This window comes from Bacillota bacterium, from assembly GCA_012518215.1.
In the GTDB taxonomy this organism is placed as follows: domain Bacteria; phylum Bacillota; class Dethiobacteria; order DTU022; family PWGO01; genus JAAYSV01.
The window spans coordinates 178,181-191,047 of sequence record JAAYSV010000006.1 but is presented as its reverse complement, the minus strand read 5'-3'; the positions used below and the strand labels follow the sequence as shown (position 1 = coordinate 191,047).

At 48.3% G+C, this 12,867-nt stretch carries 14 protein-coding genes; 13 read left to right on the top strand and 1 reads right to left on the bottom strand.

Annotated features, from left to right (window positions below):
• The first annotated feature begins 71 nt into the window (after positions 1-71).
• The 6 genes from yajC to GX364_01225 all read left to right on the top strand — a co-directional run bounded on the left by yajC (position 72) and on the right by GX364_01225 (position 4,456).
• On the top strand, positions 72-341 hold the full coding sequence (gene yajC / locus GX364_01250; protein NLI69479.1) for a preprotein translocase subunit YajC: 270 nt from the start codon (positions 72-74) through the stop codon (positions 339-341).
• A 91-nt stretch (positions 342-432) separates the two neighbouring features.
• Complete coding sequence (locus GX364_01245) at positions 433-846, top strand: TIGR04086 family membrane protein (GenBank protein ID NLI69478.1); 414 nt, start codon at positions 433-435, stop codon at positions 844-846.
• Positions 847-1,168: 322 nt separating this feature from the next.
• The gene (locus tag GX364_01240) at positions 1,169-2,401 is read left to right on the top strand and encodes a DNA polymerase IV (GenBank protein ID NLI69477.1); all 1,233 of its coding nucleotides are present in this window, start codon (positions 1,169-1,171) and stop codon (positions 2,399-2,401) included.
• A complete protein-coding gene (locus tag GX364_01235; protein ID NLI69476.1) occupies positions 2,398-2,745 on the top strand; it encodes a hypothetical protein in 348 nt (115 codons plus the stop codon). The genes GX364_01240 and GX364_01235 overlap by 4 nt, the downstream gene beginning before the upstream one ends.
• 105 nt (positions 2,746-2,850) lie before the next feature.
• Positions 2,851-3,594, top strand: a complete 744-nt coding sequence (locus tag GX364_01230; GenBank protein NLI69475.1) for a hypothetical protein — start codon at positions 2,851-2,853, stop codon at positions 3,592-3,594.
• 25 nt (positions 3,595-3,619) lie between these two features.
• Positions 3,620-4,456: a hypothetical protein gene (locus GX364_01225; protein ID NLI69474.1), complete on the top strand. Its 837-nt coding sequence runs from the start codon at positions 3,620-3,622 to the stop codon at positions 4,454-4,456.
• Between the two features lie 448 nt (positions 4,457-4,904).
• Here the strand turns inward: GX364_01225 and GX364_01220 are convergent, their stop codons facing one another.
• Positions 4,905-5,897, bottom strand: a complete 993-nt coding sequence (locus GX364_01220; protein NLI69473.1) for an SH3 domain-containing protein — start codon at positions 5,895-5,897, stop codon at positions 4,905-4,907.
• Positions 5,898-6,228: 331 nt separating this feature from the next.
• Between GX364_01220 and proC the strand changes: the two genes are divergently transcribed.
• From proC to GX364_01185, 7 genes are all read left to right on the top strand, one after another.
• Positions 6,229-7,035, top strand: coding sequence for a pyrroline-5-carboxylate reductase (proC, locus tag GX364_01215; GenBank protein NLI69472.1), 807 nt, complete (start codon positions 6,229-6,231; stop codon positions 7,033-7,035).
• Complete coding sequence (gene proB / locus GX364_01210; protein NLI69471.1) at positions 6,989-8,209, top strand: glutamate 5-kinase; 1,221 nt, start codon at positions 6,989-6,991, stop codon at positions 8,207-8,209. Before proC ends, proB begins: the two co-directional genes overlap by 47 nt.
• 25 nt (positions 8,210-8,234) lie before the next feature.
• Entirely contained in the window at positions 8,235-9,488 is a 1,254-nt protein-coding gene (locus GX364_01205; protein ID NLI69470.1) for a glutamate-5-semialdehyde dehydrogenase, read from the top strand.
• 60 nt (positions 9,489-9,548) lie between these two features.
• The gene (gene nifV, locus GX364_01200; protein NLI69469.1) at positions 9,549-10,721 is read left to right on the top strand and encodes a homocitrate synthase; all 1,173 of its coding nucleotides are present in this window, start codon (positions 9,549-9,551) and stop codon (positions 10,719-10,721) included.
• Positions 10,722-10,808: 87 nt separating this feature from the next.
• Positions 10,809-11,093 carry a hypothetical protein gene (locus GX364_01195; protein ID NLI69468.1) on the top strand — a complete coding sequence of 95 codons (285 nt, stop codon included), beginning with the start codon at positions 10,809-10,811 and terminating at the stop codon, positions 11,091-11,093.
• Positions 11,094-11,279: 186 nt separating this feature from the next.
• A complete protein-coding gene (locus GX364_01190; GenBank protein NLI69467.1) occupies positions 11,280-12,200 on the top strand; it encodes an ROK family protein in 921 nt (306 codons plus the stop codon).
• Between the two features lie 2 nt (positions 12,201-12,202).
• Complete coding sequence (locus tag GX364_01185) at positions 12,203-12,862, top strand: DedA family protein (protein NLI69466.1); 660 nt, start codon at positions 12,203-12,205, stop codon at positions 12,860-12,862.
• Positions 12,863-12,867 lie beyond the last annotated feature (5 nt).

Sequence of the window (12,867 nt, the reverse complement as noted above, 5' to 3'; positions counted from 1 at the left end):
GATTGGAGCAGGTGCAATACGTTATGGGAGGGTAGGAAGGTTTAAAAAAACAACAGAAAGGAGTGTTACGGATGCCGGGACTTGAAAACCTGTCCATGTTTCTGCCTTTTATACTGTTACTGGTTCTTTTCTATTTTCTGTTGATCAGACCCCAGCAAAAACAGCAAAAAGTGAGGCAAGAAATGCTCAACAACCTCAAAAAAGGTGACAGGGTGGTCACCATAGGGGGTATACACGGTGTGATCAAGGAAATACAGGAGGAGACGCTGTCAATACGCATTGCCGACAACATCAACATCAAAATCAACCGCAACGGGATTGACTCCGTATTGACGGAGTAAAATAAATGCTGACATAAAAAATAACCCGGGGGCATAAATTCTACCAACAGGATAAACAAGGCAAGACAATATTTTTCAGGGGGTAGAATTCATGGCTCAAAATCAGGGGAACTTGAGGGACGTTACGTATCCCGAAAAAGAGGGTAACGTTTTTCTTCCAGCCATATTGCAGGGACTTCTGCTGGCCATCACGATATCTGCCCTCCTGCTTCTTGTCGGTACAGCGGTTATCCACTGGACCGATGCCCCGGAACGCTATTCTTCCATAATGGTTTTCGCGGTAAGCCTGGTGGGGTTACTCGCCGGCTCCCACTTCACGGGAAAAAAAATTGGAAGCAAGGGATGGCTCAATGGCGGTATCGTGGGGCTATTTTACGTGGCACTGGTGTTGATTCTGGGTTTTATATTCATCGAAAATTTCACTCTCGGTTTTGCTTTTGTGAGCAAGGTATTCCTGGGTTTTATTTTCGGGGCATTGGGGGGTATCTGGGGCGTGAACAGTTGATTCCGTTTTTTTTAAAATAAAAACTCCCCTTCATCGGAAGGGGAGTTTTTTTGTACCCCGATCCTCGACCTGGTGGTGCCATTCCGGCCGCGGGAGGATTCTGCCTCAAAATGAACAAGGTTCCCTTCTGCCATGCTTTCAGTTTGATAAATGAAAGGAATGCCCCCGGACCGGGGCGGGAAACCGGGCCAGGGTGTTATTGTATTCCCGATCAATAAAACCCCGGAAAAGATGACCCCCTTTCCTTGCGGGAAAAGTTATGTTATATTCTATACACGAACATATGTTCCATATATTGTGATTGCGGGGGCATGGCCATCAAATGAAAGAACGAAAAATTTTACTTGTCGATATGGAATCTTTCTATGCCAGTGTAGAAATTGCCGCCAATCCTTCCTTGCGCGGAAAACCGGTAGCCGTATGCGGGGATCCGGAACAGCGCCGGGGCATCATTCTGGCGGCAAACAAGGAGGCCAAAGCATGGGGGATAAGGACAGGAATGTGGGCGGGGGAAGGTAGAAGCCTTTGCCCCAACATCATTTATGTGAAACCGCATATGAAACTTTATATCGACATCTCCCTGGCCATCACCGATATACTTTCGCAATTTACTGACCGTCTTTTTCCCTATTCCATAGATGAACAGTTTCTGGATATCACCGGTTGTGAAAAATTGTTTGGTGACCCGCATACGATGGCTTTTTCCATTATCGAGGCTATCCGCAAAGAAACCGGCATCAATTCCAGGATAGGAATCGGCAGCAATCTGCTCCAGGCCAAGATGGCCTGCGACCGCTTTGCCAAAAAAAACGAGGAAGGCGTTTTTGAATTATCTGCCCGGAATTATTCCCGCCTCGTCTGGCCCCTGCCGATCAGCGACCTTTTCGGTGTGGGAAAACGGATGAATTACAATCTGCAGCGTATGGGAATCAGAAATATCGGACACCTTGCCCTTCTGTCCCGGGAAACCCTCAGGCGCCGCTGGGGAGCGAACGGGGAAATCCTGTGGCTCAATGCCCATGGCATTGACTATTCAAAAATTCTGACCACGGTTGCCGGAGAACAGAAAGGGGTAAGCCACTCCATGACCCTGCCCCGGGACTACAGGAAGATAGAGGAGATCGAGACAGTTCTGCTCGAGCTGGCGGAAGAAACCTGTTACCGGGCAAGAGCTATACACAAGGCTGCCCGGGTTGTACACCTCTACTGCCAGGGGGCCGATTTTGATGCGCCCTCGGGTTTTTCCCGTCAAAGGACATTGCCTGAACCCAGCGCCCGGACGATGGACATTTACTCCCCGCTCCTGAAACTGTTCAAAACATACTGGGATGGAAGGGCAATCCGCAGACTGGGAGTCTCTCTTTCGCAGCTCGTGGATGTAGACCGGATACAACTCTCTTTTTTGGGAAACAGGGAGAAAGAGAGAAAACTGGGAAAAGCCATGGATGAAATAAGGCAGCGTTACGGGCCAACCGCCATATTCCGCCTTTCATCGCTCGCTTCGGGGGGTTGTTTTCTGGAATCCTCCACGAGAATAGGGGGGCATGAAAGATGAGCAAGAAGATCTACAACCAATTTTTGTGTAGCCGGATGATGCTCCACGAACACCGGATGGAACTGTCTTTGCAATCGAAAAATAGGGACGGAGACAGGAAGGACAACTTTTCCCACATCGATGAACAACAGCTGGATGAATTTGAACGCCTCCTGGATGAATCCCTGAGGTTGGGAACGCGGATTGCTTTCAAGATAAAGACCCCGGGAAATAAAGGGGCGGATTCCCGCATTGTCAGGGGGGTCGTCATAAAGAAAGATGTCCGGAAAGGGGAAATAATGCTGTTCACCGGGGAAGGAATGGAAAAAATAACTGTCTGCCACCTTCTGGATATAAAAAAATGACTATCGGCCATTGGTTAAAAATGTTATACCCTACCGGCAAAAGAGTTGATATAATAATTGTAAAAAATGATTGTAAAAGTGTGATCAACTGATTGGCGGTGAAAGATGATGAATGAAAACGAATCGGGCGGGAACATGGGTCTGACCGATATTTCACACGAAAGCGGAAAAATATCTGGCGCTCTTTCCTGGTTATTGCTTGCAACGGTAGTGATCCTGATCGGCATCGCCGCCATGATCATCCTGAAGCTGACACCCCTGAATCTTGAAACAGATGAAGAGGTCATTGATTATATGGGTATGACCTTTGCAGGAGAAACGGAAGACGGGGTGCCACGGGGAAAAGGGATATTGACCGTCGATGGCAATGTTGTTTACCAGGGTTCTTTTCAGGTACTCGCCTTCGGCAACATCGAGTATCTGGGTGAAACCAGAAAGGGGGAACCACACGGAAAGGGGGTGCTGATCCTGGAGGGAAAGCCCCGTCATCATAGCTCCAAAATGAGAACGATCACCTATCCGGAAATCAGATATGTCGGAGAACTGCAGATGGGGCTGCCGCATGGAACGGGGGCATTGATCAACGATAACGGCGATATTTACATAGGAACCTTTGAAAAAGGGCTGATGCATGGGAAAGGTATCTACCTGCAGGAAGACGGCACCAGTTACGAAGGAGAATACAAAAGCAACAAACGTGAAGGTCAGGGCATACTGACGATGGGTGATGGCACCCGGTACAGCGGGTCATTCAGGGACAACCGGATGCATGGGGAAGGCGTACTTACCTTTCCCGACGGGGTGGAACAGCACGGGAGATGGGAAGACGGCCTCCTTCAGCAAGATTGAACGCTATCGATTGGAGATGCTGCAGATGAAATCTTTCAAAAGCGTGGCACTGGTATTTGCCATTTTGTTGCTGGCCTCGATATGGTTTCCCGGCAGGGCAGCCGCCGATGTGATTCATTACGGTGACGTCAACAATGACGGGCATACAGACGTTAATGATGCCATCCTGGTTCTGCGGGATGTGGTCGGCCACGAAAAGATAAAAGAAATTTACGGCATGGAAGGCGCCCGCCGGGCAAAGGTAACCATCGGGAAGGAAATCGATGTCGGAGATGCAATCATGATATTGAGAAAAACCGTGGAGCTGGTTCAAAAATTCCCTATCGAGAAGACCCCGCTGCTCGGCCCGGCCCTGGCCACCGTGGAGAAGGCACAACGGTGGGTCAGGAAGCGGGGGAAAGATAATGAGGGAAACTACAAGTATCATCAGAGATTCATCGATATTGCCCCGACATACTGGCAATATGGAGAACTCACCGGTATCAGGCCGGAAGTGCTCTATGCACAGTCTGCCAAGGAGACCAATTTCGGCCTGTTCACGGGCAATGTCCGGCCCTATCAGAACAATTGGGCAGGGATAAAGACCGGTAACCCCACCGGGGATGAGACCGAGGACCACCAGGCCTTTGACAGCCCCGAGGATGGGGTAAGGGGGCATTACAACCATATAAATGCCTACATCTTCGGAAAATCCGGAACGCCTATCGGCACCCCCCACCCGCGTTACCATGTTGTCCTGACAACCCCCTCGGCAGGCACAATCCGCTATGTCGAGGAGTTGGGGGGGCGCTGGGCCCCGAATCCCGCATACGGGCAGAGCATCGCCGATGTTTATCTTGACGGTATCCTGAACACAAAATAATTCCGATGGATTGCAGAGGCAAAGATATCAGAATATTGCGCAAATTCATTGACAATTCCTTCCGCCAATGCCATAATGGTCATAGTAGGCCATCTTCATCCTTTTTTGAGGGATCCTTTTCGATGGCATCAGGGTGGTGATCGACGATGCCCAATATCTTGAACATCGTCATGATCGTTGCGTTTTTTGTGGGTTTTTCTTTTTTGATCAGAAAAATACTGCTCAGGGATCGTCCGGAAAGAACAGACCAGGAATAGGAATACAGCAACCGACATATAAAAGACCAATCATCACTTCTTTTTTCATTCGAAACCGGGAAAACAATCATTCAATATTGCTGACAGAGGGGGAAAATTCTGCCGATGTCCGTTTCTATCCCCGGGTATCCGCAAGAGTTTTCCGGAGTTGTGGCAGATTCGAATCTACGGTTCCTTTGGGATGTAAAACATCACCTTCTGGTTATGGATTCCACCACTCCGTCATCATTAAACTCGAAACGGACATAATCGTTGAACTCCGATTCAACTACATAGTCACTATAAATCAAATCGCTAGGCTTGCCTGTCTCCTTGTTATAATAGCAGGAACCCTCCATCCCAATAATCATTCCATCCTTTTCTACTTCCTCAAGATAGTAAAGGGGTTCCGCATCCGGATCTCCCAGGCGGTTGCGTATATTGCCGCTTTGCCTCAGATATTTGTTTATCACCGCATCGAAACTGTCGCCCACGTGTATGTTCCTGGGGCCCGGATATTCCGGGCTGCTTATCGTATATTCCAGGTAAGAATACACATCCTCATAATATTTCAATACCAACCCGTCATAATACAGAAGATGGTAGTGTCCCCCGTAATCGTTGAAACCTTTCTCCTCCCTGAGGGGAGGACCCATTACTTTTACAATGCCATCAAGACTCATATCCCGCCTCAAACCGATAGTTTCCAGACCAAATTCACAGCCAGTAAACGGCTGGTTGCCTGGTATATCAAGATATTCTTTTGCCACCCATCCGACGGCCCCCGTGTGGGGATCCTTCACTTCCCACCATGTGAACTCATCGGGGCTCTGTAAATCTTCATGCTTGCTCACGACCTCGAAGACACAGCCCCTGGGAAACTTGTCTATTACATCGCTGTCCTTCTTGTTTTTTGATCCGGCTGTTTTGCGCAGAGTCAGGTTACTCCCCGGTTTAACATTGACAATGTACAATTCAGGCTCTTTCATTTTCTCGACTTCGGTTTCAGGTTCATTCAGATCTTCCTCCAAGCTGCTGATTTCTTCAAGCTCGGTGAGCTGATGAACGGGATTGGATTCTTCTTTTCCGATTCCGAAACGTTCAAGGAGGGGGCTGCAACCGGCAAAAATGAAAAGCATGACAGCAGCAAGAACAACCAGAACCATCTTTACAATATTTTGTTTCTGAAAAATAATACAAAACAAAACGACATCCTCCTTTATTGGATACCCTGCCATTTTGCAATCCCCGGGATCAGGCAAAACCATATCTGCCATACGTTTCAATTCGTCAAGATATTATTGATTCCTTTTTTTGACTTGAAGGTATTGCCAGGGTTTCCGGGGTTCGTGTGCAACGGCAAAATATGATTGTCACGATAATATGGATATCGTTTCCTCTCCCGGGAATGAAGCAGAAAATGATTCCCGTCAACAACTTGATACCGTCTCTGCGCCTGCGTTTCTTGCAAAGAAACGGAGTTTATAATAAAATAATCATGTTATCCCGTCAATTCGGAATCCGGGGGAATCTGCCATGGAACGCATAAAAATAGGTTTTATCGGTTGTGGAGTCATGGGTTCTGCCATTGTAAATGGTGTCTTGAAAAGCGGTCTGTTTGCCGAACAGAATGTATGGATCAACGATCGTGATACTGCCAAAACTGCATCACTGGGGAAAAACTTTGCTGTTAACATAACTGACAATGTTTCAGAACTTTGCCAGAAGAGCGATGTCATCATCATAAGCATAAAACCCGATGGTTTCGATTCGCTCCTCAGGGAGATCGAACCCTTCCTGGGAGAGGACCGGATAATCGTGTCTGTTGCCGCCGGGGTAAGTACGGCTTCCATCGAAAGGATCCTGGGGAACAGGAGGGTGGTAAGGGTGATGCCCAATACACCTTGCCTGGTAGGGGAAGGGGTCATGGCCCTTGCGGCGGGAAAATATGCCCGGCCTGCCGACCTGGACATGATGGAAAAGATCTTCAAACCGCTGGGGATGACCGTGCGCATACCCGAAAAAAACATGAATGCGGTTACTGCCCTGAGCGGTAGCGGCCCGGCCTATGTATTTCTGTTTATCGAAGCACTTGCAGATGGCGGGGTGAACCTGGGCCTGGACCGTCACCTATCTACCCGTCTGGCTCTGCAAACCATTCTGGGTTCAGCGCAAATGGCCCAAAAAACGGATACCGGTGTAGTCGATCTGAAAAATATGGTGGCCTCGCCCGGCGGTACGACCATGGCCGCTCTGAAAGTGTTTGAAGAAAATGCTTTCAAAGGTACGGTCATCAATGCTTTGGCCAGAGCGGCTGCCAGGGCCGGGGATCTGGAGGAATGACAGAATAAACCAAAAAGGAGTTTCTGCTAAATTGGCTGATCATGATAACGGCAAATATGTGGATATCAATGCCGCGAAGAATGTGGTCATAAAAATCGGTACCCGACTGCTGACGGATGCATCCGGAAAACTGAATTTGACATACATGGAGAACCTCGTCAAGGTTATCTCTGAAATCAAAGGCAAGGAAAGACACATCGCTATCGTCTCATCCGGAGCCATTGGAGCGGGAGTCGGCCGATTGAATATGGAACGCAGGCCAGTGACAATTCCTGAAAAACAGGCAACTGCAGCAGTGGGACAGGGGTTGCTTATCCAGCATTACGAAAGGTGTTTTGCCAGGTATCATCTTCCCGTTGCGCAGATTTTGCTAACCAGGGGAGACCTTGTTGACAGGCAAAGATATGTAAATGCACGTAACACGATCCATACGCTTCTTCGCTGGGGAGTTATTCCCGTTATCAATGAAAATGATTCCGTATCAGTCGAGGAGATCAAATTCGGTGATAACGACCGTCTTTCCTCGCTGGTTTCGTCTTTGATCGATGCTGACCTGCTCGTCATTTTAACCGATATCGACGGCCTCCATGATGCCGATCCGGCAGCACATGAAGGGTCCAGATTGATACCCGTGGTGGAAAACATTACACCGGAAATCAAGAAATGCGCCGGCAACACACATGACGATCTATCCACGGGGGGAATGATCACCAAGATACAGGCAGCCCAGATTGCCGTAAAATCAGGAATCAACATGGTCATCGCCAACGGAACCGATCCCGGAAACCTGTTGCGTCTTTTTGATGGGGAAAAAGTGGGCACCTTGTTTATGGCCAAAGATCATGGCTTGAGACAGCGGCAACGTTGGATAGCTTTCGGACGTGTTATCGAAGGGGAACTCAAAATAGATGGAGGGGCCAGAAAAGCTTTGTTTTCAAACGGAAAGAGCCTTCTGCCCGTGGGCATCGTAGAGGTAAAAGGAGACTTTGCACGCGGAGATCTGGTCATCGTCAGCGATCTGAAAGGAAAAGAGATCGGTCGAGGGCTCGTCAACTACAGTTCTGCAGAGATCAAGAAGATCATGGGACACCCGAGTTCGATGATCGATGATCTTCTGGGGTTTTGCCTGGAAGAAGAAGTAATCCACCGGGATAACATGGTTATCAAAATGTAAATCAAGAAAGGGGAAATCGGAAACAATGGCTTCTGAAATGAAAACACTGCTTGAATCGGCAAAACAGGCCTCGTACGTTCTTGCTGCTGCCTCCACCGAGATAAAAAACAAGGCCCTGCGTACAATGGCGGAGGAACTTGAAAAACAGGAGAAAAAAATACTGGATGCCAACAAAATGGATCTGGACCAGCTTCGCCAGAAAGAAGGATTCAACGAAGCATTCTATGACCGCCTGCTTCTGAATTCCCAACGGATTGAAGCTATGGCTGAAGGCATTGAAGATATCGCTGCTTTGCCTGACCCGGTGGGAGAGATTGAATCCATGTCGCCCCGTCCCAACGGTCTCCTCGTGGGAAGGATGCGCACACCGCTGGGCGTGGTAGGTATAATATACGAAGCCAGGCCAAATGTCACCGTTGATGCCGCCGGGTTGTCCCTGAAATCGGGAAATGCGGTTGTTCTCCGTGGCAGTTCAGAGGCGCTGAATTCCAATATTGCGTTGGCCGAAGTGTTGAGAGAGGCACTGGTATCTTGCGGGCTTCCCGATGGCAGCGTTGTCCTGATCCGGGAAGCGGACAGGGCTGCAGCACGAGAAATGATGCGTATGAATCAGTATCTCGATGTTCTGATACCCCGGGGGGGGCCGGCTTTGATCAAGGCCGTCATAGAAAATGCCACCGTTCCGGTTATCCAGACCGGAGCGGGCAATTGCCATACCTATATTGATGAGGGCGCCGACGTTGGGATGGCCGTCTCCATCGCAATCAACGCGAAAATTCATCGTCCAGGCGTATGCAACGCGTTGGAAACCCTCCTCGTAAACGAGCGGATCGCGGACAGGGTACTGCCCCCTATCATCGAGGCATTGATTGCCGAACATGTTGAAATCAGAGGGTGCGAACTTGCCCGAAAATATCATGAAAAGGTAAAATTGGCTGATGAAGAAGATTGGTTCACCGAATACTTGAGCCTCGTGATGGCTGTTCGTGTAGTCAGCAGCATGCAAGAAGCCATAGATCACATTCACAAATACGGCACGGGGCATTCGGAGTGCATCGTTACCGATGATTATCAGCGCTCAAGAAAGTTTCTCCGACTCGTAGATGCAGCGGCAGTTTATGTCAACGCTTCAACAAGGTTCACGGATGGATTTGAATTCGGGCTTGGCGGAGAAATGGGAATCAGCACCCAGAAACTTCATGCACGTGGACCGATGGGGTTGGATGCCCTCACGGGACTGAAGTATGTCATTCTCGGTGATGGGCAGACAAGATCATGACATTCTACAGCCCTGACTTTTCCGGTGAGTCAAAAAGGAAGTCGGGAGAGGAGTGATAGTATGAAAAGATTCAAGGACAGTTTGAACGGATCCAACATCATGCTGGTTGACACCACCCTGAGGGATGGTGAACAGACTGCCGGGGTGGTCTTCTCCAACAACGAGAAGATTCGTATAGCAAAAATGCTTGACGGGGTTGGTGTTCATCAGATAGAAGCGGGTATACCGGTGATGGGCGGTGATGAGAAGGAAGTCATCTCCAGGTTGACCCAATTGGGTCTCGGCGCCAGTATCATGGCCTGGAACCGGGCCCATATTGAAGACGTCAAGCATTCCATGGATTGCGGCGTCGATGCGGTGGCAATATCCATATCCACTTCCGATATACACATAGCTCATAAACTTCAAAAATCACGGGAATGGGTACTGAACAGCATGGCGGAGACGGTTGAATTTGCCAAATCGAACCAACTTTATGTTTCGGTCAATGCCGAGGATGCTTCCCGTTCGGATCTGGATTTTTTGATTGAATTTGCCCGTGTGGCCGGAAATCTGGGCGCAGACCGCCTGCGTTTCTGTGACACGGTGGGAGCACTTGAACCTTTCAAAACTTACGAAGTGATTTCCCGTCTCCTGGAGAAAACTGACCTGGAAATCGAAATGCATACCCACAATGATTTTGGCCTGGCCACTGCCAATGCACTTGCCGGTGTCAAAGCAGGAGCACGTTTTGTCGGGGTGACTGTCAATGGATTGGGCGAGAGGGCAGGGAACGCTCCGTTGGAAGAAGTGGCCATGGCATTGAAGTTTCTGTTCAATGTCAAGATGGATGTAAAAACAAAGGATTTCCGGGAACTCTCCGATTATGTTGCCATGGCCTCCGGAAGACCGTTACCCATCTGCAAGCCTATCGTCGGTAACAATATGTTCGCACATGAATCCGGCATCCATGCCGATGGAGTAATCAAGAACCCCAATACCTATGAAATATTCAGCCCCGAAGAGGTGGGGCTGGAAAGGCAAATTGTGCTGGGTAAACATTCGGGTTCAAATGCAATCATCATGAAATTCAAGGAATATGGCATAAACCTTTCCAATGAAGAAGCCGAAAAAATATTGCCCATACTGAGAAGTACCACTATCAATTTGAAAAGACCCCCTTTTGACAAGGAAATAATGTACATTTATGAAGAATATCTGAGGGAAAAAGCCGAAAAGGAATCAGGAGAGTAGCAGCTTTTTGTAGAACAACAGTTATTTTGCGTACCCATTATTTCCGAACGGTAAAATATGGTTATAAAAAAGGAGGTTGAAGAACAGATGATCGGAAATTTCTTGACCATGTTGTTGGGGTTGATATCCGTTTCAAGGGAAAAAAAAGATCTGATACTGAAATTGATTCAGGACAACAATGATGTTAAACGCAAGGAATTTGCCTGTTTCATGAATGATGTCATGGAAAGAGGCGAAGGAGAGAAGGCCAATCTACTCCTTAAATTGGCAGAAGGAGTAGAAACATTGAGAAAAACCATTGTAACCAAACAGGAAATCGACGAGCTCGAACGTAAAATAGACAGGTTGAACAAAGAATTGCAATCCATTTGATCGGGTTTCGGGCCCCGTCACCAGAACCCCGGAATCCTTTTCCAGTGTACTGATATGCTGAACAAAATACTGGCTACCGTCTGTTTTTCTGTTTTTCCCTTGCCTGCTGATGGATCAAACAGCATGAAAATAAATCCGGATTCAAAAAAAATTCAGGACAATAATATATTGAACGGAGATATTGTCATGAAAAATGAATATTACTGCATCCTGGACATCGGGGGGACAAAGTTACTGGCACTACTTGTGGACTCCCGGCGACGGGTGCTTTATAAAGAAAAATTTCCCACCATCAGCGGGAATACTATCGATCCATTGGTCGATCAGATCTGTGATACCGTGGAACGGGCCAGGCAGCAGTTGAAAAAGGGAACCGAACTTGCCCGGCTGGGTATATGTATAGCCGCCTTTGTCGATTACCGAACTGGCGATCTGTACGGTGCGCCCAACCTGAAAATCAGGGAAAAAGTGGCCTTCAGGGACATTCTCCATCAGCGTCTTGAATTGCCGATTGTCATCGAAAATGATGCCAATGCAGCCGTGCTGGGTGAAGTAAAATACGGTGCGGCAATCGGCGCGCGGAATGCCATATATGTAACGGTAAGCACCGGGATAGGCGGAGGGCTTTTCCTCAACGGGGAACTTTACCGCGGAAATAACAGCTTTGCAGGTGAAATCGGCCATCTGAAATTATTCGGTCAGGATCCCTGCGGATGTGGAATGAAGGGATGCCTGGAAAGCGTAGCATCCGGCGGTGCAATGGGCCGTATTGCCCGCAAGCGTATTTCACCGCAGATGTCATGTGCAACTCTTTTTGAAGAGAGCCGTCGGGAAAACAAAGAAGCAATGCGTATAGTGAACAAGGGCCTTGAAAGCCTGGGTTTGACTTTTTCCAACTTGATCACGCTGCTCAATCCCGAATACATTGTTGTCGGTGGCGGTGTTTCCAGGGAAGGGGAGCCTTTGTTGAAAGAAATCGGGAAAATTATTGATAAATATTTGTCACCTCCTTTCCGCAACAGTGTAAAACTGGTGAGAGCCAAGCTTGACCCCGAGTCAGGGATATGGGGAGTCTACTCGTTATTGCATGATTCCTGGGGGGACTGAAATTGGAGATGCCGGATATCTTCATACAATTGGCAGAAGTTCTGGATGGAATCGTATTGAAATATGGAGCACTGGGTATATCACTGGCCATGTTTGCCGAAAGCGCGGGAATTCCATTTGCCTCCGCCCTGGTAATATTGACGGCGGGTAAAATGATCGCCACCGGGAAAATCAGTTTTCCGGTGGCCGTCATCGCATCCTCCATCGGTATCACCGCCGGCAGTTTCCTGAGTTACCTGATCGGAGCGGCGGGGCAGAAATTGGGAACGGCCATCAACACCAGTCTGTTCAGCAAAAAAATAAAGAAAGTGCCTTTTCAGAAATCGAGGTTTGAGAAATTCTACAACAGGTACGGCAAATATTCGATCTTCATGGGGCAACTTTTCGGAACGACCAGAACTTTTATTTCTTTTCCGGCCGGGATAATGCACATGAATGTGTTTCTTTTTTTGCTCTATACGGCCCTGGGCGGTTTTGTATTCAGCATTGCGGCTGTGGGAAGCAGCATGCTCCTTAACCAGATTATCAAGCTGCTGGTGTTTATCGTCCGTAAGTTACTCCACCTTCCGGCATGGTTCTGGTTGGTACTGCTGGCTGTTTTCGTTTCGCTGTTTGTTCTTTATCACCGCAATCGCAAACTCTTGCATCACAAAAATAAATGAATCCA